Origin of the sequence: Antrihabitans spumae (assembly GCF_043944905.1) — a bacterium.
GTDB classification, from domain to species: domain Bacteria; phylum Actinomycetota; class Actinomycetes; order Mycobacteriales; family Mycobacteriaceae; genus Antrihabitans; species Antrihabitans spumae.
Map to the genome: position 1 here is coordinate 1 of NZ_JBIMSN010000141.1, position 26,708 is coordinate 26,708.

Genomic DNA, 26,708 nt, shown 5'->3' on the forward strand with positions numbered 1-26,708 from the left:
GTTCCCGAAACAGCTCCGTCACGAAACCGTTCCCGCCGATCCACCCCCATTAGTCTTTTTGGTGGTCGGGCGCTCCGGAAGGACTCACGAGCGGCGGAGCCGCCTTCGGTTTCGGATGGAGTCCAACGACGAAGCGATGATCGCGTCCAGCGGGCGCGGTTTCGCTGTGGTACTTGGCAACAAGGGTCTTGACGGAGTCGCCGAGTTCTTGCGCGAATGCCGCACGGTCGGCGGCGGTGGCGAACCGGATCTCGCTGTCGATCGCGAACGTCGCCAGAGGTTTTTGGGCGGCAGCGGCGCCGGTGATGAGATCGCCGACCTCACGAACAAGTCGGGCGGCGAGTGCGAGCAGCCATCGTGCCGACAACTGGTCGGGTGCGCGGCCGGGGTCGGGTGCGACGGCGGAGAGTGCGGTCGGGGAGATGACGTACGACGCGGCAGTAGCCTGCAGCACCCGCTCGACGACGTTGCCCTTCTTGCGTTCCTCGACAAGCTCGACGAGTCCGTGCGTTTCGAGGGCGCGCAGGTGGTAGTTGACCTTCTGGCGCGTGAGGCCGATCTGGGCGGCAAGTGTTGTTGCAGAACCCGGTTCGGCGAGCGCGGCAAGGAGTTCGGCGCGGATCGGATCGAGCGTGACCTCGGCGGCAGCCGGGTCGTTGATCACTTCGATGTCGTGCATGCGAATACGATCGCACCGAAAGTATTAGTTGTCAAGAAAAGAAAAGTTGTCGGAAAGGCGGCAAGGCTCGTGAGTCTTTTCGGAGGGTGGGCCCTCCGAAAAGACTCACGAGCGACGAAGTCGCCTAGCCTTTTCCGTGCAGCAGCGATGCGAGGGTGACCACTGCCTTGTCGTTCTTCGCCGTCCTCGAGAAGCTCATCAGATTCATCAGACCCGGCATCCTGCGGCTCGCAACCGCTTTCGCATAGGTGAACTCACGCAGGCCGTCGGCGCCATGGATGCGGCCGAAGCCCGAATCTCCTATGCCACCGAACGGCAGCGTCGGGATCGCGGCGAACGAGATGACCGAGTTGACGGCCGTCATGCCCGACCTGATGCGGTGCGCGATCGCCTTGCCGTTCTTCTTCGCGAACACCGTCGAGCCGAGTCCGTACTTGGACGCATTCGTCAGCGCAACCGCCTCGTCCATGTCGCGAACCTTCGCGACAGTCATTGTGGGACCGAAGGTTTCCTCCGTGTTGGCAAGCGAGTCCTCTGGCACGTCGACGAGGATCGTCGGTTGCACGAAACGCTCGCCGACCGCTCCGAGTCCGCCAACGACCGCACGGCCACCGCGCGCCAGTGCATCGGCGATATGGCTGCGGACCACACCGGGCTGCGACGGCATCGTCATCGGTCCGAGCTTGGCCTCGGAATCCGCGCCCGACCGCAGTCCGCTCGCGAGTTCGGTTACAGCACTGACAAATTCGTCGTAGACCTGCTCGTGCACGTAGACCCGCTCGACGCCGACGCACGTCTGACCGGCGTTTGCCAGACCGCCCCAGACCGCGGCGTCCGCAGCCTTCGCAACATCGGCATCGGCGTCGACGATCAGTGCATCCTTGCCGCCACCCTCGATGACGACGGGGGTCAGGGTGTCGGCGCAGGCATGCATGACGCGGCGGCCGGTGCCCGGCGAACCCGTGAACGCGATCTTGTCGACGCCGGACCGGCAGAGTGCTTCACCGGTAGCGCCGAGCCCGGTGACCAGTTGCAGCACAGACGCTTCGGGAACGACCTGAGCGAACGCGTCGACGAGCCACGCGCCGACGCCGGGGGTGTACTCACTCGGCTTGAAGACGACGGTGTTGCCGGCGGCGAGGGCGTAGGTGATCGACCCGAGCGGGGTGAACACGGGGTAGTTCCACGGTCCGATCACGCCGACCACACCCATCGGCAGGTACTCGAGGGTGGCCGAATGGTCGGACATGACGAGACCGGTCGAAACGCCCTTGCGACCGAGGACCTTCTTGGCATTCTTTGCGGCCCAGGCGATATGGTCGAGAACGAGGGCGACCTCCAGCGTCGCGTCGGAGGTCGGCTTGCCTGTCTCGGCGTGCACGACTTCGGCGAGCTGAGCGATGCGGCGGGTGAGGACGCCACCCCACGCCTTCAGTCGGTCGCCGCGCTCGTTGAACGTCAGGCCCGACCACCATTCGGCCGCGACCTTGGCTTTCGCCACGGCCTCGTTGACCTGCTCGGCGGTGTGGATGGGGTAGGTGCCGAGCACGTCGCCGGTGGCGGGATCGAGCGAATCGAACGTCTCGGTGGTCGTGACGTCGCTTGTTGTGGTCATGTCGTACTCCTGAATCGGGTGTCGAGGTCTAGGCGGTCGGTGCGGTGCGGGCAAGGATCAGGTCGGCGGCCTTCTCCGCGACCATGACGGTCGGAGCGTTGGTGTTGCCGCGTGGAACTTCGGGCATGACGGACGCGTCGACGACGCGAAGCGAGTCGACCCCGCGGACCCGTAGCTGGGGATCGACGACGGAGTCTTCGCTGTCGCCCATCGCGCAGGTCCCGACGGGGTGGTACAGCGTCTGCGACCAGGTGCGGACGTGCTCGGCGAGTTCTGTGTCGGTGACGCCGTCGACCTTCGCGGGAATGAACGGCTTGTCGAGAAAGCGCCCGATCGCTGATTCTTTCGCGATGTCGAACGTCCTGCGAATGCCTGCCACGGCCGCGTCCATGTCGATCGGATCGGCGAAGTAGGCGGGATCCATGTCCGGCTTCCACGCCGGATTCGCCGACCGCAGGCGCAGGCGACCTCGGCTGGCCACGTTGACCAAAGTAACTCCGGCGGTGAACATCTGACCGATCGGCTCGCGGAAACCGTTGTCGTAGAAGCCGGTCGGCGCGACGTGGATCTGGATGTCGGGTGCGTCGAGACCCTCCTTGGACGCGAAGAAGGCGCCGCCCTCGCCGACGTTGCTCGCGAGGGGCCCACGGCCGGTGACCTGCCACTGGATCAATCGCTTCGGATTGACGAAGTCGCTGAGGTCGCTGGTGCCCTTCGTGTAGGTCAGGACCGGAACCACCGGATGGTCGTGCAGGTTTTCGCCGACACCGGCGGAGTCGACGACGACGTCGATGCCGTGCTCGCGCAGATGAGCGGCCGGACCGATGCCGGAGAGCATCAGCAGCTGGGGCGAGTTGATGGCGCCACCGGAAAGGATGACCTCCTTGCCTGCATGTGCGACGAGATCGTTGCCGCCGCGCGAATACGCGACGCCGGTCGCTCGGGTGCCGTCGAGGACGACCTTCGTGACCATCGCATTCGTGCGCACGGTCAGGTTCGGCCGATCGAGCGCGGACCGCAGGTAGCCGTCCGCAGTGGACCAACGATGGCCCTTCTTGCAGGTGACCTGATAGAGCCCAGCGCCTTCTTGGCTCTCGCCGTTGAAGTCGTCGTTTCGCTTCAGCCCGTTGGCTACGGCGGCGTCGACCCAGGCGTTGGTGAGCTCGTGGGTGTAGCGCCTGTCCTCGACGTGGAGCGGGCCCGAGGATCCGTGGTACTTGTCGTGCACGCCGGTATTCGTCTCTGCGCGGGCGAAATACGGCAGGACGTCGGAGTAACCCCAACCGGTTGCGCCGTGATGATCGCGCCAGTCGTCGTAGTCGAGGGCGTTGCCGCGGATGTAGATCATCGCGTTCATCGACGAGCAGCCGCCGAGGCCCTTCATACGCGGCCAGTAGGCCTTGCGTCCGCCCATGTGCTTCTGTTCGGACGTCTCGTAGTTCCAGTCCCACTTGGTCTTGAACAGCGACGAAAACGCGGCCGGAATGTGGATTTCGTCGGCGTCGTCCTCTCCGCCTGCCTCGAGTAGGAGCACCGACGTACTCGCATCTTCGGTCAATCGATTCGCCAGCACGCAACCCGCGCTGCCTGCACCGACAATCACGTAGTCGAATGAATCCTGCTCGGTCAACTGCACTCCTCGTCGAATGGTTCACCCGTGACCTGCATCACGTGCCTACTACCAACCTACGAGCTTCCGACGCGAAACCACAGGCGGTTGGCGGACAAAAAATTGATAGATTTGGCCAAACCTGACAGTTTGCGCCCCGGCCTGCGGAGAGGAGCCTCGTGACATCTGCGACAGCCGCTGTGACGGGCACCCGTCGGGCGCCGAGTCTGCGCCTGATCGTCGAGTTCGCCGCCACGCGCGGCATCGCGATCGACGTTTGTCTTCGCGGATCGGGGATCGATACCGAAGACCTGGCCGCGCCCGACCTCCACGTCACCCCCGAGCAAGAGCTTGTCGTCGTTGCCAACATCGTGTCGGCGATCGGTGACGAACCTGGCCTCGGCATCGCCGCCGGAGTTCGCTATCACGTCACGACGCACGGCATCTGGGGTTATGCGCTGATGAGCAGCCCGACGCTGCGCCACGCGATCGACCTCGGTCTGCGCTATCTGGACCTGACGTTCTCCTACTGCGACATCGTCGCGCACGAGGAAGGTGGCCTGCTAACTCTGGTCGTCGACCCGATGCCCGCACCGCTGGCACTGCGGCGGTTCATCGCCGAGCGCGACATCGGCATCATCGATGCACTGCAACGGGAGTTGGTGGGAACGCCGCGCCCCCTTCGTGCGGTGCAGTTGCCCTACGCCGAGCCCTCGCCACAGATACGGACCGAGCTGCGACGCCTACTCGGGGTGGCACCGGAATTCGACGCGGATCGCTACGCGGTCTGCTTCGACCTGTCCAGGGTCAACGATCCATTGCCGCTCGCCGAGCCTCTCACTGCTGCCATGGCCGAGGAGCAGTGTCGCGAGCTGCTCGAACGTAGCGTCCCAACGGGGTTGTCCGGGCAAGTGCGAAGCCTGCTGCTCGGCAACCCGGCCAGACCGCTGACATCGGAGCAGGTTTCCGCTGCGCTGTTCATGACGCCACGGACGCTGCGTCGCCGCTTGTTGGAGGAAGGTGCGACGTACCGGAGTCTGCTGGAGAACGTGCGAAGGCAGGTCGCCGAAGAACTGCTCGGTGAGACCGCGCTGTCGGTTGCCGAGATCGCGCAGCGGCTCGGCTATTCCGAAACGGCGAGCTTTACCCACGCCTTTCGGCGGTGGACGGGATCGTCACCACGCTCGCATCGAGTTCGCGGCGGCTCTCGAAGCGGCGGCGCACACCGCTGATCGGATCGTCGAACTCGATCGATTTGGCAAGAAGGCGAAGAGGATTCGAGTAATCGTCCGAGGCGACCTCGTACAGGTCCGGATAGAAGTTATCGCCGACGATCGGGATGCCGAGCGCGCTCAGGTGCACACGAAGTTGATGCATCTTCCCCGTTCGGGGGAGGAGCCGGTAGCGGGCGTGGTCGCCGAGTATTTCGAGCAGTTCGATCCGAGTCTCCGCATTGGGTTCGCCCGCGACCTCCTGAGCTTGTAATACATTGCGATCCTTGTGTATTCGACTGCTCCGAACGTGGGGTAGCGGCAGCGCGGGATCGAACCCGGCAATCGCTTCGTAGGTCTTGGTCACGGTGCGCTCCGCGAACATCGTCTGGTACGCGCGCCGTAATTCGGGTCGAATCGTGAAAACGAGGACCCCCGCGGTGCCGCGGTCGAGGCGGTGCGCGGGACTCAGTTCCGGCAGATCGAACTGTCGTCGCAGCCGAACGAGTGCCGACTCGACGATGTAGGCACCGCGTGGTGTGCTTGCCAGGAAGTGTGGCTTGTCGACGACAAGTAGATCGTCGTCGTGATGGATGATCTCGATCTCGAACGGCACCCGGGTCTCGACGGGTGGGTCGCGGTAGAGAAACACGAAACGGTTTGGCGCATAATCGGTTTCCGGGGTGATGGGTTCGCCGCGGTCGTCGACGACCTCTCCCGCGGTGACCTTCTCCTCCAGTCGGACGGCGTCGTGGGGAAACCTGGCAAGCAGGTAGGACAGCACGGTCGGCCAGTCGCCGACCGGCATGCGTAAACGCGTGGGGTTGAGCCCGTTTCGTACAGGAAGCACGCGTCAGGCCCGAGGCCAGTCGACAAGTGTGTCGAGGAACAACTGCCTGACGGCGGCGACGCGATCGTTCAAATCGTCTGCGGACCAGTCGCTCACGTCGATCGGATCGAGCACGGCGACCTCGACGGTCCCTGATCGAATTGCGGTGCCGTTGCGCCACCTGAGTTCGCCCGCGTTGCGGATCACGACGGGGATGATCGGTACGCCTGCTTGCATCGCGATGTGGAACGCACCCTTCTTGAACTCGCCGAGCGACGGTGTGATCGAACGTGTGCCCTCTGGAGCGATGACTATCGAAAGGCCGCCACGGAGCGTATCGACGACAGGGCGGAGGGCTTCCTTCGCGGCTGCCGTGTTGCTGCGATCGACGAATGTCGCTCCCATATAACGCAATACAGGTCCGAGTAGCGGATTGCTTGCCAACTCCTTCTTCGTGATCCCGGTGAATCCGTCGCGCAACACTTTCGCAAGGACGAACATGTCGAGTTCGCTTTGATGATTGAACGCGAATACGGCCGGTCGTGGCTCGCGCGCGTTGTGTTCGCCGACGACCCGTACATCGATACCCGCCATGGCTAAGGTGTAGTCCCCGGTATGGGCGATGACGCGGTCGCGGCCACGGGTCGAATCGCGGCTGATCACACCGGTTCCAGCCCCGACTATGACTGCTCCGGCGAACCCGCCGATCGCGCCTATCGTTCGCGCTGCCGTCACCGGTCCCGGGGATCGGCGCGGTTTGAATCGCAGAATCGGCCACCCGCGCATCTTGGCTTCGCCTGCCAGGTTCGAGTCCGGATTGACTGCGACGGGGCGATCGACAAGCGACAGGAATTCCACGTCTTCGCCACCGTTGGAGTAGGTGTGGCTCCGGGGGAGGTCGATACCGTGAGCCTCGGCGAATTCTTTTGTCGCGACAGCCTTTCCATGGCGCCACAGGGCGCTACCATCGACCTTGCCGGTGAGTACGCCGTCGACGACTTCCAGTGGGGTGCAAAGGATCTTGGCGATGCCGAGCGCACGAGCCGCCGGTTCGATCTGGAATCGTGTCGCCGACGACGCGATGACGAGGGTGTGACCTGCTGCCTCGTGCGCACGGATCAGTCGCCACGCTTCCGGGTAGAGGTGACCGGCGATCCGCTTCTGGAACAGCTGATTACCGATGGTCTCCAACTCGGCTTCCGTGTGGCCTGCCCAGCCCGAGAGCGCGAGATCGATGAAGCGAGCGAAGTCCTGTTCCGACTTGCCGCCGCGGATGCCCGACAGCATCGTGCCGGCGATCTCGCGAGGCGTCAGCCTGCCCGCGCGCACGAAATGCCGGAAGAACGGTACACCCGAAAAACCATGGACGAGGGTGCCGTCGAAGTCGAAGAACGCACCGATCTTCGGTCCGCTCGGCCCTGTGCGGATCGTGTCGACGACTTCGTCGAGATCCATCAGGGCAGCAACTTCCTGTTGGATGCGTCGAGCTGTTCGGCCCGATCGATCCGATCGCCGAGCGCTCGCAACTCGGTGGCGAAATCCTCTCGCTCCTTGCGCAACTCGGGACCTCCCGGACCGATCAGATTGCGGTTGTCGGCCAGCTTGTACGCCGAGGCGAACAGTTCCGACGACACCGATTCCGGGCTGTGCAGACGGGTTTGCAGCAGCATCTGCTGGCCCACTCGGACGCACTCGCTCAGCAGCTGATCGCGGTCGACCTTCGACTCGGGGTCGCGCAGGGCCAGCCGTTCGGCGACGACGAGCTGGGCGCCGAGGAACGACCGCAACGTGCGGTGCGCCATCATAAATCCGCTGCCTGCGAGCTTGTCGAGAAGTTCGGTCGGGGTCGGTTTACGGGTGCGCCATTCCGGATCGACAAGCAGCACTTCGGCTTCCATTTCCGTCTCGAAGCCGCGCCGATCGGGGAAGAAGAACTCGAACTTGAGCAGATCTCGCAACCGCATCGCTTCGGCCCACCCCGCTTCGAGGGGGTTCGCGGAGTGACTGTCGAATGCGGTGAGTGCCGCGAGTTCGAGCAGTGACCGATTGACGAACCAGTGAATTGCGCTGTTGCGGTAGAACGCGGCGACCAGGTGCTGGCCGGGTTCGATCGAGTAGACGGGCTCCTCGCCTGCGGTGTAGCCGGTGACCACCTTGGCGTCGGACAACCGATCGAGCACGCCCGCAAGGCCCTTTCGTTCGCGAAGCACCTGCAGTTCGCCCTGCGGAATCTTGCGTTCGTCGATGTAGGCGAGCACCGGGTCGAGGATCGACTGGATCTCCGGAATCGTCAGCGCGCGACCACGAACACCGAGCAGTGCCAGCGTGACGAGGGCGTTGGTTGCGATCGGCGTGATTCGATTGATTCCGACCGCAACCTCGAACGCGAGCTTCTGCACTGCGAGGCGGGCTCTGGCCTCGTCCGGTGGTGCATCGGCACCCATGACGTCGCCGTGTGCGGTGAGCCGATCGCGAGCCGAGAGTGGATCGCCGAACCGGATGTAGACGTGACCGGCCGAATTCTGTTGGCTACGAATGTAGTTGGCCATCCAAGCGAGACCTTCGGCCTTCTTCTTGCCGCCGAGTTGTTCGTCGGAGATGGCACCGAGTTCGTTGAGGCGCTCGTAGGTGATGGACACCGGAATGAGCAGGGCGTCCTCCGCCCTGCCGGTGCGCACCGCCATCGCGAGATAGTTGAGCAGGCCGTAGCGCGGCGGCCGAAGCTTGCCGGTCCGCGTGCGACCGCCCTCGAAATACCACTCCATGTTGAAGCGCTTGGCGAGCAGGTAGCCGAAATACTCCTCGACGACGGCCTTGTAGATTTCGTCTTCGCCGAAGCTGCGCCGGATGAAGACGGTTCCGGTGCGTCGAGCGATCGGTCCGATGGGCCAGAAGTTCAAGTTGGCCCCGCCGATCAGGTGATTCGGCGGAAAGTCGTTCTGCGCGAGTACATCTCCGAGAACGAAGGCGTCGGCGTAGGAACGATGCGACGGCAGGAACACAAGCGGATAGCGACGGTTGTACTTTCGTAGCTCCGCCATACCCGTCTCGTCGGCGTGAACGGTCCACGCGCGCTTGTGAATCGGTGCCATCGCCTGGCTGAAGAGGTCGGAGACCAAGCGACTCTGCGCTGCGACGAGCTCACGGAGCGCGGCGTCTGCACGTTCGAACGCTTCCTCGCGAGGTATGCCGGTTCGCGCGGCGATATCGTCGAGTTGCCTGCGAAAGCGGGGGTCGTCGAGGATCTCCTCGGCGACGAGCCGGGGCACCTTGTAGCGGTCGCCGATCACGGTTCGCTCGGCGCGAGCCAACGTGACGACTGCGCTGCGCACGATGTATCTGGCGAGCGAACGAGGGGTGTCGTTGCCCGTGGATTCCGTGTGGCGGGTGCGCAACTCGCTCAACAATGCCGGTTCGCCCGTGAGGACGCGATGGCGGTCCGGTGCGTTGCGAACGATCCACTTCTGCGCGAGGCGGTGCGGATTTCGTGGGTTGGAGAAGGTGGCGATGTCGGAGACATGTGCGCGTCGTGATCCGTCCCGCTCCTTCGGCAGCCACAGCACTCGAACCGGGACGACCATCGGGTCGTCACCGCGCGCGAGCAGTTTGTTCACGATCTGTTCGGTGTCGAGGGCGATCTGAATCGGCGACGGTGCGCTCGATCCGCGCTCGAGTCCGTCTGCCGCCACCCATCGCGATATGACGTCGCGTTCGACAGCCGTTGCGGCCTCGACGAGGACTACGGCTGCTGTGGCTGCTGTCGGCTTGCTGTCGCTCATGGCGTCCCTTCACATGCGGTGCTCGACCGTCGATCCCGGTGGGGACCTGTTCGAACTGTCTCGACGACAGTGTCGACGAAGATTCCTGCGGAGTGCTCATTCTCCCGTCGCGTCGCCGTTCGTGCCGAGGGTTTGTCATATCCGACGTTAGGCTTCGATGATGGATTGGGCACTGCGCTCGTGCGCGTGGCGTGGTCACGAAACCTACGCGCCCGACGAGGAGTCGTTGCGGGCACGGCTGGCTGTCGACACTGCCGTTGGCCAGGCCTGGCGATGTCTGCGGTGTGGCAATTTCGTACCGGGCGAGCCGCGTCGTAGCGGTCCGGCTGATCAGGCTCCCGAGGTTCCGCACGGCAGGTTGTTGCGCGACCGCATGCTGATGCGGCTGCTTGCTGCCGAACGGGTTGTTCGGGCACTTGTGCTGTTGATCGTTGCCGTCGCCATCTTCAAGTTCCGCGGTGCCAAAGGCACGGTAAGGGAGGCGTTCGACGCGGAGCTGCCGCTGCTGAGACCGTTGGCCGATCAGATCGGCTGGAACATCGACGATTCGAAGATCGTGCACGGGATCGATCGTGCGTTCTCGTTGTCGGACACGACGCTGTTCTGGTTAGGCGTCGGAGTCTGCGTCTACGCGGGTTTGCAAATCGCTGAGGCCGTCGGTCTGTGGCTGGTGAAACGCTGGGGCGAATACCTCGCGGTGATCGCGACGAGCATTTTCCTGCCCATCGAGATCTACGAATTGCTCGAGCGGGTAACGGTCCTGCGGCTCGGCGCGCTGTTGATCAACATTGCGGCGATCGTCTGGTTGGTCTGGAGCAAGCGGCTCTTCGGTCTTCGTGGCGGTGGCGCTGCTTATCACGCGGAGCACTCGGCCGAAAGTCTGCTCACCGTGGAACGGGCTGCAGCGGCGAAGGCTGCCTGACCGGCCTGCAGGTCCACATTGCGTGACGAGAGCCATACCGCGGTATGTAAAGGCAATGCTAACCTTCCTTCAGTTAATTAGGTGAGCCTTTCCAAACTGGAGGAACGTTGTCGACCACCGATGAGTACGTGCGCATCGACGCCGCAGTCGACCCCCTCGCCGCAGTCACACGCTTGGCCGCGTCCGGCCGTTTCGAAGAGTACGTGGTCTACGAGCGCCCGGGTGAATGGATTTTCGCAGGCGAAAGCCTTGGCAAAATCGAGCTCGATACTCACGAACTTCGCGTCACCTGGGACGGAGCGACCCGCACAGGTGAGTGGAGCGGTCGACCGATGGCTGTGCTCGAGGAAGCTCTGCAGTCGCTGCCACTCGGTCCAAGACGGGCTTTCGGCTGGGTCGGCTTCGAGTGCTGTGCCTATACCTTCGGTGCGGAGGCACACCTGCAGGGTGGGATCGAACTCGCGCATCTGATGATCCCGCGCGTCGAGGTCACGGTGTCGGAGTCCGGTGCGACGATCGTCGGCGGCGACAGTTCCGATCACGACGCCATCCGTGACCTGCTGACCGCTCCGGATGCTGCGGTCCGCACCGCAGCCCCGACCGATATCGGCACCGATGCGACGGGCTATCGCGATCGTGTCGCTGCGGCTGTCGACGAAATCAAGCAGGGTCGGTATCAGAAGGTCATCCTGTCGCGGAAGGTCGAGCTGGGATTCGAGGTAGACGTTCCCGAGTCGTATCGGCTCGGTCGCGAAAACAACACGCCAGCAAGGTCTTTCCTGCTACGGCTCGGCGGTCTCGAAGCCGCGGGTTTCAGTCCCGAGTTGGTCGCATCGGTCGACGAGCTCGGTGTCGTCACCACGGAACCGCTGGCAGGCACGCGAGCGTTCGGCCGCGGTGACGCCGAGGACCTCGCGGCTCGGATGGACCTCGAGTCCGATCCCAAAGAAATTGTCGAACATGCAGTTTCGGTACGGACGTCGATGGCCGAGATCGAATCGGTTGCCGAGGCTGGCACCTCGCACGTCTCGGACTTCATGTCGGTCCGTGAGCGCGGCAGTGTTCAGCATCTGGCATCCACGGTCCGTGGTCAGCTCGCATCGAACCACTCGCACTGGGATGCTCTGGAAGCTCTGTCCCCGTCTGTGACCGCGTCGGGAATCCCGAAGGACGCGAGTATCGACACGATCTTCAGGCTCGATGGTGCTCCCCGCGGGCTGTATTCGGGTGCAGTGCTTGTGGTTTCGCCCGGCGGGAATCTCGAAGCGACGCTCGTACTTCGCGCGGTCTACCAGGCGGGCGGCCAGGCTTGGCTGCGCGCGGGCGCCGGGGTCATCGGGCAGTCCTCACCGGACCGGGAATTCGAAGAGACGTGTGAAAAGCTCGGCAGCGTCGCGCCATACGTGGTGGCGGCTGCGAGGAGCTGAATCGATCTACGCGCGACCGACGCGCGCTCAGCCGGCAATCTGTGCGGCGAGCGCGCGTTTGTCGATTTTGCCGACTGCGGTGATCGGTAGGGATTCCAGCCGGTACAGGCTGTCGGGAAGTTTGTAAGGCGCAAGTCCGCGATCGGTCAGGAAGGACTTGAACTCGGCGAGTGACGGCATGGCATCCACGACAACCAATGCGGCACAGACTTTTTCACCAAGCGAGTCGTCCGGAATCCCGACCGCCGCGGCGTGCCGGACGGCCGGGTGAGCGAGCAGGTGCTCTTCGAGTTCGTCGCACGACACGTTCTCGCCGCCGCGATTGATGACGTCCTTGATCCGGCCGGTCACCATCAGGTGTCCGCTCGGCAGTTGGGTTACGAGGTCGCCACTGCGGTAGAAGCCGTCGGAGGTGATCGCTCTGACGTTGTGTTCCTCGGCGCGGTAGTAACCGCGAATCGTGTACGGACCGCGTGTCGTCAACTCACCCTCGGTGCCTGCCGGAACGGGGTTTCCGTCCGCATCGACGACCCGAACCTCGTCGCCGGGGGAGAGTGGACGACCCTGCGTGGTCGCAACGACGTCATCGGAGTCGTCGAGTCGGGTGTAGTTGAGCAGCCCCTCGGCCATACCGAAAACCTGCTGCAACGTCGCACCCAACTGCGGCCGGACTTCCCGCGCGTTCGACTCGGCCAACTTCGCGCCACCCACCTGCAGCAGGCGTAGCGTCTCGAGGTTCGCGTCCTCCCAATCCGTTGCCGCACACCACAGTTGCGCAAGCGGAGGGACGACAGCCGTCACTGTGACGCCGTGCCGCTCGATGGCGGCAAAGGCACTTTCCGGGCTGGGATCGGCCACGAACGTGACGGCACCACCCACGCTCAGGGTGCCGAGGATGCCCGGGCAGGCGAGTGGGAAGTTGTGTGCCGCAGGAAGAGTGACGAGGTAGACGTCGTCGTTCGTCAACTCGCACACCCCTGCGCTTGCCGTTGCGTTGTAGACGTAGTCGTCGTGCGTGCGTGGGATCAGCTTGGGAACACCGGTCGTCCCACCCGAAACCAGCAGCAGCGCAATGTCGGACGGGTCCAGGTCCGGCAGCGTGGTCGGTTCGCGGTGGACCGTGTCGAGTGCGGTGAACGGTCCGGGCTCGCCGAGGACGAGGACGTGCGCTAGCGAGGGCACTCGCGCGCGAACGGTCTCGGCCAGTTCTCGGTAGTCGAATCCTGCTGCTGAGTCTGGAATTACGTAGCCGACCGCACCCGAAAGCTCGGCGAGGTGGCCGATTTCGAGCGCTCTGTGCGCAGGTAGGCACAGGACGGGTATGGCACCGGCGCGCAACAGTCCGAAGAGTGTCGGAACGAACTCCGTGGTGTTCGGTAGCTGAACGACGACGCGGTCGCCGGGTTCGATGCCGAGTGCGATCAGACCCGATGCCATCCGGTCGGCGGCCTCGTCGACCTCGCGGTAGGTGAGGTCGACGTCGTCGGACTTGATCGCGGTGCTCGCCGGCCACTGTGCGGCGGCATCGCGCAGGACGGCACCGAGGGTCCGGCCCTGCCAGAAGCCGGCTTTTCGGTAGGTCGCCGCCAGGTCGTCACTGAAACCGACGAAGCCGTCTTTGTGGTTCATGTCATCCTTCGATCTGAAACCAAGGTAAGGCAACCCTACGACATTCGGTTAGGATTGCCGCTGGTGCCCTGTGGTCGTGGTGCCGGACCGGTCCTCTACGGACCAGGATTGTCGAGGAGTGTGTGGTGGCTGAATCAGGCAGAGCCGGGATCGATCGAGAAAGCATTCGCGACGAGGTCGCCAAGCAACTCGGCGAACCGGCGCACACCATCGCCACTGCGGACGACCTCATCCAGCTCGGGCTCGACTCGATCCGCATGATGAAACTCGCAGGTGGGTGGCGCAAGCGTGGGCTCGACGTCAACTTTGCCCAGCTCGCGGCCGCACCGACCGTCGATGCGTGGTACGCACTTCTTGCCGGTGACGTAGCCGAACCGGTGAGCGAGCCGGAAGCGGTCGAGCCGGTCGTCGCCCCCGAAGCCGACGCCGAGCCGTTCGCGCTGGCGCAGATGCAACACGCCTTCTGGATCGGCAGAACCGACAGCCAAGCGCTCGGTGGTGTGGCCGCCCATCTCTACGTCGAGTTCGACGGCGGCGGTGTGGACGCGGCTGCCTTGGAGCGAGCGGTATCCGAGTTGGTCGCACTCCATCCGATGCTGCGGGCTCAGTTCCTTCCCAACGGCACGCAACAGATCCTCGCGGTGCCCGGTCGACCCGTGTTCGCCGTCGTCGATCTGCGCGACCTCGCGGCCGACGAGGTTGCCGCGCAGCTCGCGGAGCTTCGCGACGAGAAGTCGCATCAACGGCTCGCCGTCGAGGACGGCCAGGTGCTCGACTTGACGCTTACCCTGCTCCCGGACGGCAAGACTCGCCTGCACCTCGACGTCGACATGCTTGCAGCCGACGCGATGAGCTACCGCCTACTCGTTGCGGACCTCGCCGAGCTGTATGCCGGCCGCCAGGTTGCGGCAAGTGGATACACGTATCGGCAGTACCTCGCAGCAAAGGCCGAGAATCCGGCGCCCGCTCGCGAGCGGGACAGGCAGTGGTGGCAGAGCAGACTTTCCGAACTGCCTGCCGCGCCTGCGCTCCCGGTCGTCCCCGAGGCCGACCGGACCGACCCGAACAAGACGGTCCGCTACCACCATTGGTTGGCACCCGAGGCCAAGCATGCCCTGTTGGCCGCAGCGCACGATCGCGGCGTCACACCCGCGATGGCGCTGGCATCGGTCTTCGCCGAAACGATCGGTCGCTGGTCTGCCGAACCGCGATTCCTGCTCAATCTTCCACTCTTCCAACGTGAGTCGCTGCATCCCGATGTCGACAGAATCGTCGGCGACTTCACCTCGTCGATCATGGTCGACGTCGATGTTTCCGCCGAATGCAGTGTGCTCGAGCGGGCCCGCGAACTGCAGAAGACGATGCATACCAACGGTTCCCACGCTGCCTACTCAGGCCTCGACGTATTGCGGGATCTCGGCAGACATCGCGGCGAACAGGTGCTCGCTCCGATCGTCTACACCAGTGCGCTGAATCTCGGTGAACTGTTCGCGGATTCGGTCGCCGACACTTTCGGTGAGCCGGTCTGGATCGTGTCGCAGGGTCCCCAGGTGCTGCTCGATGCGCAGGTGACGGAGGTCCGCGGTGGGCTGCTGCTCAACTGGGACGTTCGCGAATCCGCCTTCCCCGCAGGTGTTGTCGACTCGATGTTCGCGCAGTACACAACCGCGATCGATCGGCTCGCGAACGGTGCTGCCGGGTGGACCGCGCAAGCGACCCCGTCGTTGCCGCTCGATCAGTTCGCGGTCAGGCGTCGGGTCAACGACACGGCGGCACCGGTAACCGGACGAGCACTGCACGAAGGCTTCTTCGCCAACGCTGCGGCGAATCCCGATGCGCCCGCGCTGCTGTGGGGCGAGACCGGCGGAAAGACCTACGGAGCCCTCGCTGCCGAAGCGCTCGCAATCGCAGGCGCATTGCAGGCCGACGGTGTCGGCGTCGGCGATGCTGTTGCGGTGCAGGTGCCGAAAGGTCCCGGGCAGATCGTCGCGGTACTCGGCGTGCTCGCCTCAGGTGCGGCCTACGTTCCGATCGGTTTCGACCAGCCCGTCGCGCGACGGACCCAGATACTCGAGACGGGTCGCGTCATCGCGGCCATCTGCCACGACAGTGAGCAGTTCCGCGGCGTCGGCATTCCAGCGCTACCCCTCGCGACTGCGGTGACATACCCGGAGCCGTTGGCACAACCGGTAATTCCCGACACCGAGAGCGTCGCCTACGTGCTGTTCACGTCAGGGTCGACGGGCACTCCCAAGGGTGTCGACGTCCCGCACCGCGCGGCGATGAACACGATCGACGACTGCAACCGCCGCTTCGACGTCGGCCCGGCCGATCGTTCACTCGAACTGGCGGCCCTCGAGTTCGACGCTTCGGTCTACGACATCTTCGGATTGCTGTCCGCGGGTGGTGCTGTCGTCGCGATGGATGAGGCGACGCGCGAAAACCCCTACGAATGGGTCGCTCTCGTCAACCGATACCGCGTCAGCATCCTCAACTGCGTACCGAGCATGCTGAACATGCTGCTGACGGTCGGCAGCAGTGCCGGACTCGAACGCGGACTCGGCGATTCGCTTCGTGCGGTGCTGCTCGGCGGCGACTGGGTCGGCGTCGATCTGCCGGGCCGGTTGGAGCAGCAGGTGCCGACCTGCAGGTTCGCCGGTCTGGGTGGTGCGACGGAGACGGCCATTCACTTCTCGGTCTGTGAGGTTGCAGGCGCTGCCGGGGTCGATCCGCACTGGATCGCGGTGCCGTTCGGTACTCCGCTCGACAATGTGGCCTGCCGCGTCGTCGGTCCGACCGGTCACGACTGTCCTGACTGGGTCGCGGGTGAACTGTGGGTCGGTGGCTCGGGCGTCGCGCTCGGATATCGCAACGATCCGGAACGCTCGGCAGCGAAGTTTCTCACCCATCAAGGTCAGAACTGGTATCGCACAGGAGATCTCGCCAGATATCTCCCGGACGGCACCCTCGAATTCCTCGGGCGTGCGGACCATCAGGTCAAGATTCGTGGCTACCGGATCGAACTCGGCGAGATCGAGGGCGCGTTGCGGTCAATCGACGGCGTTGGCCTCGCCGTAGCGGTCGTCGTAGGTAAAGCTGCGCCGAAATTGGCGGCAGCGGTCACAACGGACGGGTCCGTCACTTCGGACGAGATCAGTGCAGCACTCGGAGATCTGCTGCCGCGCTACATGATTCCCGGTCGCATCGAGATTCTCGACGTGTTCCCGTTGACATCGAACGGCAAGCTCGACCGCCGAGCGGTCACGGCTCTCTTCACCGCCGAGGACGATGCCAACAGCTTTGTCGCCCCACGAACCGAGCTGGAGCGTGCGCTCGCAGCAATCGTCAGCGAGGTGCTCGGCGGGACGAAAGTCGGCGTCGACGACGACTTCTTCGCACTCGGCGGCGACTCCGTCCTTGCGACGACTATCATTGCGCGGATCCGGGATTGGCTCGACGCATCTAACGCCGTCGTGTCGGACATCTTCGCCGCCCGAACGGTTGCGGCACTGGCAACCCGACTGATCGCGAGCGACGTGGCGGCAGGGGAAAGCCCAACCAGACTCGAACAGGTCGCGCAGATCTATCTCGAGATCGCGGCCATGGACACTCACGAACTCGAGACCGTCGACGCGGCGGGCGGGCAGCGCTGATGGACACCCTTCTCGTTGTCGGTGCCGGACCGAAAGCGCTTGCGGTAGCGGCGAAGGCGTCGGTTCTCGAGGAGCTCGGTTATCCAGCGCCACGTGTGGTCGCGATCGAGCAACACGCGGTCGGCGGCAACTGGCTGCCGGGCGGTGGGTGGACCGACGGCAACCATCGCCTCGGCACAAGCCCGGAGAAGGACATCGGGTTCCCGTACCGCTCGAATCTCGTTCAGGGCCACAACCGCGAGATCAACGAGAAGATGCTGACGTTCAGCTGGACGTCCTTTCTCGTCGATCACGGCGGCTTCACCGAGTGGATCGACCGCGGCCGACCTAGTCCGCAGCATCACATGTGGGCGAAGTACCTGCAGTGGGTCGCGAAGAAGGCTCAGTTGGAGTTGGTCGTCGGCTCGGTCAGGTCGATGTCGTGCGATACCGGCGAGTGGTCGCTCACGGTCGAGGGACCCAACGGGCAGACCATCCAGTGCGAGGGTGATGCGCTGATGATCACCGGTCCCGGCAGCAGCAAGAGCGCACTCTACAAACATCCTCGGATGCTGAGCGTCGCGGAGTTCTGGGATCTGGCAGGCCGCAGGCAACTGCCGCTCTCGTCGCGCGCAGCCGTCATCGGTGGCGGTGAAACCGCAGGTTCGGTGCTCGACGAACTGGCACGGCACGACGCGATGAGCATCTCGGTTGTCTCGCCGATGGCGACCCTCTATACGCGTGGCGAAAGCTATTTCGAGAACTCGCTGTACAGCGACCCGACGAAGTGGATCGCGCTGACCAACGAAGAGAAACGGGACGTCATCCGGCGGACCGATCGGGGAGTCTTCTCGGTCCGCGTTCAGGAAACGCTGCTAGGCGACAACAGGGTCTCGCATCTGCAGGGCCGGGTCGTACGCGCGAAGTCCGACGGCGACCTGCTCGCGTTGACGTTGAACAACGGCACGCGTGGGGATCGCACGCACACCTTCGATCTGGTGGTCGACGCCACCGGCGGTCAGCCGCTGTGGTTCGTCGACCTCATGGATCAGGACGCCGCCGATGTACTCGAACTGTCGGTCGGCAGCGAGATCACCCAGGAGCGCATCGAGGCGTCCATCGGCTACGACCTTTCCGTCGAGTCCATGACGCCGAAGTTGTTCCTGCCGAACCTCGCCGGTGTGTCCCAAGGTCCGGGATTTCCGAATCTGAGTTGCCTCGGCATGTTGTCGGACCGAGTGCTACGCAGCGATGTCGTCGAAGGGTCGACGCGCTCGCGAAAAGCAGCGCGGGCGCTGCGTGACGCCTGACTATTTGGCGGCGTTGGCCAGGCCGGCTTCGAGACGATCGAGGACGTACGGAATCGACAGCGGCGAAGGCTGATTGAGTCCTGTTCCGGCGGCGACGTCGAGGTAGACGATGCTGTCCTTCTGGACGGACGGCAGTGTGTCGTACCCCGGTAGGGCCTTGAAAAGGTCGGTCATCTCGGGGGTCGACGTGGCGACCAGCAGGTCGGTGTTCAGGTCGACGAGTCGTTCGGGTGGCAACGCTGCGCGACCCGTCGGGCCGACTTGGGTGACAAGCTTTTCGGGCAGCGTCATGCCGAGCCGGGTGAACAGGACGCTCGCGCCGTCTTGCGGGTCCGCGAGAACATCCATCCGCGTTGGCGACGACAGGAACGTCGTGACGAAGGTTTTGCCTTTCAGTCCTGGGTTCTTCGCGGCAATCGCGTCAATGCGGCCGTTGATGTTCGCCGCGACCGACGCGGCTTGGCCCTGCTTGTCGAGGATCTTGCCGAGAATATCGATCTGCTCGCCCCACGAGTCCACCTCGGAGCTCCGAAGTTCGGGGATGGTCGGCGCGATATTGCTCAGCTTGTCGTACTCGTCGGGGCCGAACCTGGTGACGAGGATCAGATCGGGATCGAGAGCCTCGACCTGGGCGACCACGTCGCCTGCTGGATCGATCGCTGTCGCACTTTGCAGCGAAGGAGGCTCCCACGGCGAGTTGGTTGCACCGGCCGCTCTGCCCACGTTGTCGATATAGCCGATCGGAGTCACACCGAGAACCTGTGCAGCGTCGAGCCATTGGGTCCCGAGCGTCACGATCTTCTTCGGAATGCCGTTGACGCTGGTCTTGCCTTTGGAGTGCCCGATCGTGACGGTGCGGTCGGAGTTGCCGTCCGCGTCGGAACCACCGTCGCTCGAATGCGTGTCGCACGCGGTAGCCAGCACAAGCAACAGTGCAGCGAGTACAACGCCGCGCAGTCGCAGAACACGCGATCCTGGTACGCGGGTACCCAAAAGAACTCCTCAGCGACGTCAGCTCGGTGGTTGCCGGTATGTGCCACTGGTGACGATACAAGCGCGGCGACCGTACCTTCGTCGGATCGAGCAAGACGAAGCGGTCGCCGCGCGTGTCGGAGAAAAGCGTGAATCAGTCTTCGGCAACCGTCACGGTGACGGGAATGTTGCCGCGGGTGGCGTTCGAGTACGGGCACACCTGGTGTGCCTTGTCGGCGAGGGCCTGTGCCTCGTCCTTCGACAGGTGGGGCAGCGAGATTTCGAGGGTTACTTCGAGCCCGAAGCCGCCCGAATCATTGGGGCCGATGCCAACTTTCGCGCCGACTGCCGAATCCGCGATGTTCGCCTTCTCACGACCGCCGACCAAGCGGAGCGCGCCGTGGAAGCATGCTGCGTAGCCTGCCGCGAACAACTGCTCCGGGTTGGTGCCTTCGCCGTTGCCGCCCATTTCCTTCGGTGCGGACAGGGCGACGTCGACCTTGCCGTCGGTGGTGCGGGCGTGGCCGTTGCGGCCGTCGCCGGTTGCGAGCGCTTCTGCGGTGTACAGGATTGCCATAATTCTTTCCTCTTCCTTTGTGGGGTTATCGGTCGTTCCGTGCGGGGGTTCAGGTTGCTGCCGTGGTGAGCGAATTCGTCAGTCGTACAAGCGTTTCGCGAAGCTCGTCGGCGTCGCGAGCAGTCATGCCCATCGACTCGCCGAGCCGCTTAGGGATGTCGCAAGCGCGAGCTTCGAGCGCGCGGCCCTTGGCGGTCAGGGTGATCTGCACCCGGCGCTCGTCGGTGGAGAGGCGCTGCCGCTCGACCAGTCCGAGCATGCCCAAACGCTTGAGCAGCGGCGAGAGAGTGCCGGTGTCCAGTTTCAGGTCGTCGCACAGTTCGCTGACGCCACGGCCGTCACGTTCCCACAGTGCAAGCAACACGAGGTATTGCGGATACGTGACGCCGAGGGATTCCAAGATAGGTCGATACGTCGCCGTCACGGCCCGTGAGGCCGAGTACAGCGCGAAGCACAACTGCCTGTCGAGAGCGAGGTCGTTGGCCATGTCAAAACTGTAGACCACAATTAGATTGTGCGCAATAGAGTTGGGTGCAGTAAAACTGGTCGGCACCGACACACTTCCGATGTGTCGGCTGGTACAGTCCAATTTATGTCGCGCGGATATTTTTGGTTTCTCGAACCGGCCCTTGGTGGGTCGGTCGGCGAAACCGCTTTGCGACGCTGACACCTCCACCTCGAGCCGGACGACAGACCGGCTCGCTTGGTAGCGAATCTTCCTTCGGGTCGGTCCTGAGAACAGGAACCCGAAATGACAATCGCACTCGATCCGACACGTGATCTCGATGATCAGCGCACCATCAGCATCAGCCCGTTGGTGTCGCCTGACGAGATTCGTCGAGCCCATGCCGTCGACGACGCAGCCGTGGCTACCGTGCGCGCCGGACGTAACGCAACCGTCGACGTACTGAACGGCGACGATGACCGACTGATGGTGATCGTCGGACCGTGCTCGGTACACGACCCGGCAGCCGCACTCGACTACGCACAGCGCCTCGCCTGCAAAGCCGCCGACCTCGACGACCGTCTTCATGTCGTCATGCGCGTGTACTTCGAGAAGCCACGGACCACGCTGGGGTGGAAGGGCCTGATCAACGACCCGCACCTCGACGGCAGCTTCGACGTCAATACCGGCTTGGGCATCGGCAGGCAGTTGCTCGTCGACATCTCGTCTCTCGGATTGCCGGTTGCCTGCGAATTCCTCGACCCGATCACGCCGCAATACATCGCGGACCTGGTCAGCTACGGCGCGATCGGCGCGCGAACTGCCGCAAGTCAGGTGCATCGACAGTTGAGCAGCGCGTTGTCGATGCCGGTCGGCATCAAAAACGGCACCGACGGCGACGTCCAGGTTGCCGTCGACGGAACCCGGGCAGCGGCGGCAAGCCACGTGTTCCCTGGAATGGACCGGAACGGACACGCGGCGTTGATCCAGACGACCGGCAACCCCGATTGTCATGTGATTCTGCGTGGTGGCAGCACCGGACCGAACTACGACGAGGCGTCGGTCGATGCCGCGGCTGCCCTGCTGGCCAAGGCGGGCCTGCCCGAACGAATCGTCATCGACGCCAGCCACGGCAACAGCAACAAGGACCACAACAAGCAGGTCGACGTGGTCGACGACGTCGCGCGCCGGATTGCGGCGGGGGAGCGTCGCGTCGTCGGGATGATGCTCGAAAGCTTCATCGAAGCAGGCAGGCAAGACCTGACACTCGGCCGAGCCGACGACCTCGTCTACGGCAAATCGATCACCGATGCCTGCCTCGATTGGGCGACCACCGCACGGCAACTCGACACCCTCGCAGCTGCCGTCACCGCACGTCGTGGGGCCGAAACTGCACGCTGATCCGTGGTCCGACAGCGCGATTGGTCTTCGGCACGGCGTGCTCCCAGGTCCGCTGACACGATCCGCCCATAACGAGCAGGTCGCCGTGGCCGAGTTGGAAACGAAGCGTCGCACCGCCCGCTCGCGGTCGCAGTAGGAGCGGGCGGGCATCGCCGAGCGACACGATCGCCACCATCGTGTCCGCTGTGCGGCTGCGCCCGATCGTGTCGCCGTGCCACGCGACGCTGTCGGACCCGTCGCGGTACAGGCAGAGACCGGCCGTTGTGAACGGCTCGCCGAGTTCGTTGGCGTAGTGCTCGCTGAGCAGTGAACGGGCCTGTGCGAGAAGCGGATTTGGAAGTGGGTCCCCGGCATCGTAGAAACAGAGCAGGCGGGGCACGTCTACGACCCTGTCGTACATGGGCCTGCGATCCGACCGCCAGGCGACGTTGTGGACCAGATCGGAGAACAGGTCCTCGGATCCGGCCACCCAGCCGGGCGCGTGATCGACCCACGCGCCCGCACTCAACTGGGTGCGGGTGATTGCGCAGGCAAGGTCGCCGATCGTCGGGCCGGACGGCTCGACATCGAACAGCGACGCTTGATGCGTTACGAACATGTGTTCGATGATACCGCGCGTGAAGCTGTCAGATAAGACTTGTCCAATAGTCCTCGAACCGCACGAACACCATGACCGCAACGATCGCGAACCAGACCGCGGCGATCGTCCAGCGCCACTCGTCGATCACTTTCACAACGCCGCCGCGGCCTTCGGCGACTCGATGAAACGCGACGGTCTGGATCGGCAACGTCACCAGCCAGACCGCCATGCAGTAAGGGCACAGAGCGCCGATTCGGTAGAGGCTTTGAAAGATCAGCCAGCAGACGAATACGGTGCCCAGCAGGCTGCCGATCCAGAGCCCCACCCAGTGCCAGCGTGGCAGTGTCACGCCGGTGAGGGTGAGCGCTCCCATCGCGACGACGAGGGTGAAGCCGACGATGCCGATCAGCGAATTGGGAAAGCCGAACACCGATGCCTGTGGCGTCGTCATCACCGTGCCGCACGACAGCACCGGGTTGATGCTGCACGACGGTATGTAACCCGGGTCCGCGGTGATCTTCCAGCGCTCGTAGGTCAGTGTGGCCGCGGCCGTCAGGCCTACGAGCCCACCGATCGTGAGCAGCCACCCCGAACCTGATCGAACGCTTGTCACTGTTGGGCCGCGGTGACGGCTGCACGCAACGCGTCCGGGGTCGGGTTGCGAAGCGCAACGCCGTTGACGCGAACGGTCGGTGTGCTGGTGACGCCGCTTGCTAGAACAGTCTGGGTATTGGTACCGACGAAGGTTCCGTAGCGAATCGACGTTATGCACTGCGCGACGTCAGGATCGGATGCTCCTGCTGCCGTTGCGAGTTCGACGAGGCGTTCGTCGGTCAGGCCGGAGCCACCCTCCTCGGGCTGTGCCTCGAACATCGCCTGGTGCCACGCCGGCCAGGCCGTCTTGTCTGCCTCGACTACGCAGAAGCCGGCATTCGCGGCGCGAGTCGAATAGTTTGTCGACGACATACGATCCAGTATGGCAATGGGCGAATAGTCGACCGCAACAGTTCCCGATGCGACGAGATCCGACAACGTCGGGCCGGTCATCGATTCGAACTGCTTGCAGGCAGGGCACTGGAAGTCCTCGATTGCCGACACGACCACCTTGGCGGCTGGATCGCCGATTCTGATGGCACCGTCAGGCGTGAGAACCGAGGGTGCAGCGGTCGACTCGGTGGTTGTCGGCGCCGCGGTCTGTTCTGCCTTGTTGTCGGAACTCTTGCGAGAGACCGAAATTCCGATCGCGACGACGAGGGCGACGAGGACAAGGGCAATCGCGGCCTGTATCGCGATCTTGCGGTTGCGATCTTTGCGCGCCGCAACTGCCAACGGGCCGCGCTTGCCGGAACTGGTGTTCATGGTGTGCCTTTCGATGAAAACTATTGGTAGGTAAAACGTTTCGAGTGTGCAGACGGGCATCGCGGTGGGGGCTCGTCGAGCAGCGGGTGACCCATGGCGCACGGCAGTGGCGCGCCGAAAGGGTCGAAGCAGAGAACGCGTCGCGGCATAGCGCTGCAACGGCGTGATCCGGTCGCATCGAGTTGGACCGGACGAAGAAGTAGCCCGCCTCAGGCGGAAAGTGCTCGCGAGGTCGGCGGCCCGCGGGTGCCGGCTCCGGCGCTGACCAGCAGCCGTAGGACAACCGAGGGGCGATACAGCGGGGGACTAGTGCGCAGCGGGCCGACGACGGGGACCGGAGCCGACGTCGCGACGATCAACTGGTCGAGGGTGGATGCGGCGACGCAGTACAGGCGCTCGGCGCTGCAGATCAGCGCCGCGCAGGCAGCGGCAGCGACGACGTGGGATGCCAGCATCAGCAGCGAGAAGTTGCCGCCGTGGGCGTGGCTTTCGGTGAGAACGAGTGCGAAGTGACCGACCAGCTGGCCGGCGCACAGAGCGACGACAAGGACGAGGTACCTACGCCCGCTCGATACTGCCGCACCTACCGCGGTACCGATCGCGGCGCAGGCAAGGATCAACGCGACGATCGAGCTTCGCCAGGGATTCCGCCACCTGCGAAGCCGTGAGCTGCGACAGCCATAGCCGCCGACCAAGCCCCGACGGCGGCGCCACGCAAGCGCGCAGCGTCGACCTCGGGGTTATTCACCCCATTCACGATACAGCGATCGCTACTACACGAATTAGTAGTCTCGTGAACGAGGAGGATCGTCGCAGTGGGCCGTCGGCCTTCGACGCATGGCCACTACCTTGCAACTGGACTGCGACAAAGGGTCCAGCGGCTGGAACGCTTGGCCTCATGCTGACAACGACTGCAGTACTCGGTGTTGGAGCCGTTGCACTCGGAATGGTGCTGACGCCGGGACCCAACATGATGTACCTGGTATCGCGCAGCATCACCCAGGGGCGGCGCGCTGGCCTGGTCTCGCTGTGCGGTGTGGCTGTCGGATTTCTCGTGTACATGACCGCGACCGCGGTTGGTATCGCAGCGGTGTTCATCGCTGTGCCCGAGTTGTACCTAGCGGTGAAGTTCGCCGGCGCGGCATATCTGCTCTGGCTCGCCTGGCAGGCGTTGCGGCCGGGCGGGACCTCGGTGTTCGCTCCGCAGGCCATGCCGATCGATTCGGATCGAAAGCTGTTTGCAATGGGGCTGCTGACCAATCTGCTGAATCCGAAGATCGCGATCATGTACCTTGCCCTGATCCCGCAGTTCGTCGATCTCGACGCAGGCAAGGTGTGGTTGCAGAGTCTGGCGCTCGGAAGTGTGCAAATCTGCGTAGCCCTGACGGTGAACGCGCTGATAGTGCTTGCTGCAGCGACCATCTCGGGTTTCCTCACCCGTCGACCCTCGTGGTTGCGGGTGCAGCGCTTCGCCATGGGGACCGTGCTCGGCGGTCTCGCGATCACACTTGCGACGGACCGCGCTCGACCCGCCGCTATGTGAGCCTGGTCAGCCGCTCGATCCCGGCGTCGAGGGTCTCGTCCTTTTTGCAGAAGGTGAAGCGCACGAGCCGATTCCACTTGTCGAAGTCCTCGGCGAAGGCACTCACCGGCACAGCGGCTACGCCTATCCGATCGGGAAGCTCTCGGCAGAATGCCAGTGCGTCCCCGACTCCGAGTGGGGTGACGTCGGCGCAGACGAAGTAGCCACCCTCGCTGCGTTTCACATCGAAACCGGTGTCGGTCAATGCTTTCGACAGGCGATCACGCTTGATCTGGAGTTCGTCGCGTAGCCCGCGGACCCACGCCTGCTCGTGTTCGAGGGCGTAGGCAACAGCAGGCTGAAACGGTCCGCCTCCGACGAATGTCAGGAACTGCTTCGCGGCTCGGACGCCGTCGATGAGATCCGCGGGTCCGCATGCCCAACCGATCTTCCAGCCCGTACAGCTGAAAGATTTTGCCGCACTGGACACTACGATCGTCCGCTCGTACATGCCGGGCAGTGTCGAGATCGAGATGTGAGACCGGTCGTCGAACGCGAGGTGTTCGTAGACTTCGTCCGTCAGAACAAGGAGGTCGTGCTCGCAGGCCACCTCGGCAATGGCGGCAAGGTCGTCGCGACTCAGCACCGCGCCGGTCGGGTTGTGCGGTGAGTTGACGATGATCATCCGCGTGTTCGGTGTGATCGCCGCACGCAGTGCATCCGCATCGAGTGTGAAACCCGCACCGTCGCTCACGAGCGACACGCTGCGTCGAACCGCGCCCGCCAGCGCAACTGCCGCGGCATAGGAGTCGTAGAACGGCTCGATCAAGACGACCTCTTCGCCGGGTTCGACCAAGCCGAGTACCGAGGCGCTGATCGCCTCGGTTGCGCCGACAGTCACGAGCACCTGGTCCGCCGGGTCGTAGGAAGTGCCGTAGCGGGTGGCTCGATCCGCCGCGATTGCGTTGCGCAGCATAGGCATACCGCGACCGGGCGGGTACTGGTTGAGACCGTCCGCGATCGATTGCCGCGCGACCGCCAGCATGGCTGCCGGACCGTCGGAGTCGGGAAACCCCTGACCGAGGTTGACCGCCGCGTGCCGCACTGCGAGTTCGGTCATCTCAGCGAAGATCGTCGACGAGAACGGCTGCAATCGTGCGACCGTTCGAGAGGTGGACCCCGACGCTTGCGACATGGCTCGAGCCTAGCC

At 64.1% G+C, this 26,708-nt stretch carries 23 protein-coding genes; 7 read left to right on the plus strand and 16 right to left on the minus strand.

Going from position 1 to position 26,708, the window contains the following annotated elements; genetic code table 11:
* Window positions 1-49: 49 nt before the first annotated feature.
* The 3 genes from ACHIRB_RS27280 to ACHIRB_RS27290 form a co-directional block, all read right to left on the minus strand.
* On the minus strand, window positions 50-679 hold the full coding sequence (locus ACHIRB_RS27280) for an ArsR/SmtB family transcription factor (protein ID WP_395125106.1): 630 nt from the start codon (window positions 677-679) through the stop codon (window positions 50-52).
* Between the two features lie 124 nt (window positions 680-803).
* Complete coding sequence (locus ACHIRB_RS27285) at window positions 804-2,294, minus strand: aldehyde dehydrogenase family protein (RefSeq protein ID WP_395125105.1); 1,491 nt, start codon at window positions 2,292-2,294, stop codon at window positions 804-806.
* Window positions 2,295-2,322: 28 nt separating this feature from the next.
* A complete protein-coding gene (locus ACHIRB_RS27290; protein WP_395125104.1) occupies window positions 2,323-3,924 on the minus strand; it encodes a GMC family oxidoreductase in 1,602 nt (533 codons plus the stop codon).
* Between the two features lie 158 nt (window positions 3,925-4,082).
* On the opposite strand from ACHIRB_RS27290, the gene ACHIRB_RS27295 reads away from it, so the two are divergent.
* Complete coding sequence (locus tag ACHIRB_RS27295) at window positions 4,083-5,135, plus strand: AraC family transcriptional regulator (protein WP_395125103.1); 1,053 nt, start codon at window positions 4,083-4,085, stop codon at window positions 5,133-5,135.
* On the opposite strand, the gene ACHIRB_RS27300 is transcribed toward ACHIRB_RS27295, so the two are convergent.
* The 3 genes from ACHIRB_RS27300 to ACHIRB_RS27310 are packed head-to-tail and all read right to left on the minus strand — an operon-like array spanning window position 5,047 to window position 9,722.
* Window positions 5,047-5,922 (minus strand): pseudouridine synthase, encoded by an 876-nt coding sequence (locus ACHIRB_RS27300; protein WP_395125102.1) that lies wholly within the window; start codon window positions 5,920-5,922, stop codon window positions 5,047-5,049. The genes ACHIRB_RS27295 and ACHIRB_RS27300 overlap by 89 nt on opposite strands.
* Before the next feature lie 45 nt (window positions 5,923-5,967).
* On the minus strand, window positions 5,968-7,398 hold the full coding sequence (locus tag ACHIRB_RS27305; protein WP_395125101.1) for an HAD-IB family hydrolase: 1,431 nt from the start codon (window positions 7,396-7,398) through the stop codon (window positions 5,968-5,970).
* Window positions 7,398-9,722 carry a glycerol-3-phosphate 1-O-acyltransferase gene (locus ACHIRB_RS27310; RefSeq protein ID WP_395125100.1) on the minus strand — a complete coding sequence of 775 codons (2,325 nt, stop codon included), beginning with the start codon at window positions 9,720-9,722 and terminating at the stop codon, window positions 7,398-7,400. The genes ACHIRB_RS27305 and ACHIRB_RS27310 overlap by 1 nt, the downstream gene beginning before the upstream one ends.
* A gap of 157 nt (window positions 9,723-9,879) precedes the next feature.
* On the opposite strand from ACHIRB_RS27310, the gene ACHIRB_RS27315 reads away from it, so the two are divergent.
* Together ACHIRB_RS27315 and ACHIRB_RS27320 are read left to right on the plus strand one after the other, a co-directional pair.
* A complete protein-coding gene (locus ACHIRB_RS27315; RefSeq protein WP_395125099.1) occupies window positions 9,880-10,644 on the plus strand; it encodes a DUF2127 domain-containing protein in 765 nt (254 codons plus the stop codon).
* Window positions 10,645-10,751: 107 nt separating this feature from the next.
* The gene (locus ACHIRB_RS27320; RefSeq protein WP_395125098.1) at window positions 10,752-12,071 is read left to right on the plus strand and encodes a salicylate synthase; all 1,320 of its coding nucleotides are present in this window, start codon (window positions 10,752-10,754) and stop codon (window positions 12,069-12,071) included.
* 27 nt (window positions 12,072-12,098) lie between these two features.
* Here the strand turns inward: ACHIRB_RS27320 and ACHIRB_RS27325 are convergent, their stop codons facing one another.
* Complete coding sequence (locus ACHIRB_RS27325; RefSeq protein WP_395125097.1) at window positions 12,099-13,700, minus strand: (2,3-dihydroxybenzoyl)adenylate synthase; 1,602 nt, start codon at window positions 13,698-13,700, stop codon at window positions 12,099-12,101.
* A 125-nt stretch (window positions 13,701-13,825) separates the two neighbouring features.
* Here ACHIRB_RS27325 and ACHIRB_RS27330 point away from each other — a divergent pair, with 125 nt between their 5' ends.
* Window positions 13,826-17,353, plus strand: a complete 3,528-nt coding sequence (locus tag ACHIRB_RS27330) for a non-ribosomal peptide synthetase (protein WP_395125096.1) — start codon at window positions 13,826-13,828, stop codon at window positions 17,351-17,353.
* Complete coding sequence (locus ACHIRB_RS27335; RefSeq protein WP_395125095.1) at window positions 17,353-18,642, plus strand: SidA/IucD/PvdA family monooxygenase; 1,290 nt, start codon at window positions 17,353-17,355, stop codon at window positions 18,640-18,642. Before ACHIRB_RS27330 ends, ACHIRB_RS27335 begins: the two co-directional genes overlap by 1 nt.
* On the opposite strand, the gene ACHIRB_RS27340 is transcribed toward ACHIRB_RS27335, so the two are convergent.
* The 3 genes from ACHIRB_RS27340 to ACHIRB_RS27350 all read right to left on the minus strand — a co-directional run bounded on the left by ACHIRB_RS27340 (window position 18,643) and on the right by ACHIRB_RS27350 (window position 20,678).
* Complete coding sequence (locus tag ACHIRB_RS27340) at window positions 18,643-19,635, minus strand: ABC transporter substrate-binding protein (RefSeq protein ID WP_395125094.1); 993 nt, start codon at window positions 19,633-19,635, stop codon at window positions 18,643-18,645.
* Between the two features lie 133 nt (window positions 19,636-19,768).
* A complete protein-coding gene (locus ACHIRB_RS27345) occupies window positions 19,769-20,191 on the minus strand; it encodes an organic hydroperoxide resistance protein (protein WP_199705565.1) in 423 nt (140 codons plus the stop codon).
* A gap of 49 nt (window positions 20,192-20,240) precedes the next feature.
* Window positions 20,241-20,678, minus strand: coding sequence for a MarR family winged helix-turn-helix transcriptional regulator (locus tag ACHIRB_RS27350; protein ID WP_395125093.1), 438 nt, complete (start codon window positions 20,676-20,678; stop codon window positions 20,241-20,243).
* A gap of 264 nt (window positions 20,679-20,942) precedes the next feature.
* On the opposite strand from ACHIRB_RS27350, the gene ACHIRB_RS27355 reads away from it, so the two are divergent.
* Window positions 20,943-22,037: a 3-deoxy-7-phosphoheptulonate synthase gene (locus tag ACHIRB_RS27355; RefSeq protein ID WP_395125092.1), complete on the plus strand. Its 1,095-nt coding sequence runs from the start codon at window positions 20,943-20,945 to the stop codon at window positions 22,035-22,037.
* Here the strand turns inward: ACHIRB_RS27355 and ACHIRB_RS27360 are convergent.
* The 5 genes from ACHIRB_RS27360 to ACHIRB_RS27380 form a co-directional block, all read right to left on the minus strand.
* Window positions 22,003-22,635: an alpha-ketoglutarate-dependent dioxygenase AlkB gene (locus tag ACHIRB_RS27360; RefSeq protein WP_395125091.1), complete on the minus strand. Its 633-nt coding sequence runs from the start codon at window positions 22,633-22,635 to the stop codon at window positions 22,003-22,005. The two genes, ACHIRB_RS27355 and ACHIRB_RS27360, sit on opposite strands and share 35 nt — an antisense overlap.
* A gap of 28 nt (window positions 22,636-22,663) precedes the next feature.
* Complete coding sequence (locus ACHIRB_RS27365) at window positions 22,664-23,230, minus strand: vitamin K epoxide reductase family protein (RefSeq protein ID WP_395125090.1); 567 nt, start codon at window positions 23,228-23,230, stop codon at window positions 22,664-22,666.
* Window positions 23,227-23,976 carry a DsbA family protein gene (locus ACHIRB_RS27370; protein ID WP_395125089.1) on the minus strand — a complete coding sequence of 250 codons (750 nt, stop codon included), beginning with the start codon at window positions 23,974-23,976 and terminating at the stop codon, window positions 23,227-23,229. Before ACHIRB_RS27370 ends, ACHIRB_RS27365 begins: the two co-directional genes overlap by 4 nt.
* A 209-nt stretch (window positions 23,977-24,185) precedes the next feature.
* Window positions 24,186-24,596, minus strand: a complete 411-nt coding sequence (locus tag ACHIRB_RS27375; RefSeq protein ID WP_395125088.1) for a hypothetical protein — start codon at window positions 24,594-24,596, stop codon at window positions 24,186-24,188.
* Window positions 24,593-24,724, minus strand: coding sequence for a hypothetical protein (locus ACHIRB_RS27380; protein WP_395125087.1), 132 nt, complete (start codon window positions 24,722-24,724; stop codon window positions 24,593-24,595). Before ACHIRB_RS27380 ends, ACHIRB_RS27375 begins: the two co-directional genes overlap by 4 nt.
* A 150-nt stretch (window positions 24,725-24,874) precedes the next feature.
* On the opposite strand from ACHIRB_RS27380, the gene ACHIRB_RS27385 reads away from it, so the two are divergent.
* The gene (locus ACHIRB_RS27385) at window positions 24,875-25,519 is read left to right on the plus strand and encodes a LysE family translocator (RefSeq protein ID WP_395125086.1); all 645 of its coding nucleotides are present in this window, start codon (window positions 24,875-24,877) and stop codon (window positions 25,517-25,519) included.
* Here ACHIRB_RS27385 and ACHIRB_RS27390 read toward each other — a convergent pair.
* A complete protein-coding gene (locus ACHIRB_RS27390; RefSeq protein WP_395125085.1) occupies window positions 25,512-26,693 on the minus strand; it encodes a pyridoxal phosphate-dependent aminotransferase in 1,182 nt (393 codons plus the stop codon). The two genes, ACHIRB_RS27385 and ACHIRB_RS27390, sit on opposite strands and share 8 nt — an antisense overlap.
* Between the last annotated feature and the right edge of the window lie 15 nt (window positions 26,694-26,708).

Excerpts from the sequence above, each read along its gene's own strand:
- ACHIRB_RS27355 (WP_395125092.1), top strand. The coding sequence starts at position 20,943 with ATGACAATCGCACTCGATCCGACACGTGATCTCGATGATCAGCGCACC.
- ACHIRB_RS27300 (WP_395125102.1), bottom strand. The coding sequence starts at position 5,922 with ATGCCGGTCGGCGACTGGCCGACCGTGCTGTCCTACCTGCTTGCCAGG.
- ACHIRB_RS27345 (WP_199705565.1), bottom strand. The coding sequence starts at position 20,191 with ATGGCAATCCTGTACACCGCAGAAGCGCTCGCAACCGGCGACGGCCGC.
- ACHIRB_RS27285 (WP_395125105.1), bottom strand. The coding sequence starts at position 2,294 with ATGACCACAACAAGCGACGTCACGACCACCGAGACGTTCGATTCGCTC.
- ACHIRB_RS27385 (WP_395125086.1), top strand. The coding sequence starts at position 24,875 with ATGCTGACAACGACTGCAGTACTCGGTGTTGGAGCCGTTGCACTCGGA.
- ACHIRB_RS27370 (WP_395125089.1), bottom strand. The coding sequence starts at position 23,976 with ATGAACACCAGTTCCGGCAAGCGCGGCCCGTTGGCAGTTGCGGCGCGC.
- ACHIRB_RS27305 (WP_395125101.1), bottom strand. The coding sequence starts at position 7,398 with ATGGATCTCGACGAAGTCGTCGACACGATCCGCACAGGGCCGAGCGGA.
- ACHIRB_RS27315 (WP_395125099.1), top strand. The coding sequence starts at position 9,880 with ATGATGGATTGGGCACTGCGCTCGTGCGCGTGGCGTGGTCACGAAACC.
- ACHIRB_RS27325 (WP_395125097.1), bottom strand. The coding sequence starts at position 13,700 with ATGAACCACAAAGACGGCTTCGTCGGTTTCAGTGACGACCTGGCGGCG.
- ACHIRB_RS27360 (WP_395125091.1), bottom strand. The coding sequence starts at position 22,635 with ATGTTCGTAACGCATCAAGCGTCGCTGTTCGATGTCGAGCCGTCCGGC.
- ACHIRB_RS27335 (WP_395125095.1), top strand. The coding sequence starts at position 17,353 with ATGGACACCCTTCTCGTTGTCGGTGCCGGACCGAAAGCGCTTGCGGTA.
- ACHIRB_RS27280 (WP_395125106.1), bottom strand. The coding sequence starts at position 679 with ATGCACGACATCGAAGTGATCAACGACCCGGCTGCCGCCGAGGTCACG.
- ACHIRB_RS27350 (WP_395125093.1), bottom strand. The coding sequence starts at position 20,678 with ATGGCCAACGACCTCGCTCTCGACAGGCAGTTGTGCTTCGCGCTGTAC.
- ACHIRB_RS27390 (WP_395125085.1), bottom strand. The coding sequence starts at position 26,693 with ATGTCGCAAGCGTCGGGGTCCACCTCTCGAACGGTCGCACGATTGCAG.
- ACHIRB_RS27310 (WP_395125100.1), bottom strand. The coding sequence starts at position 9,722 with ATGAGCGACAGCAAGCCGACAGCAGCCACAGCAGCCGTAGTCCTCGTC.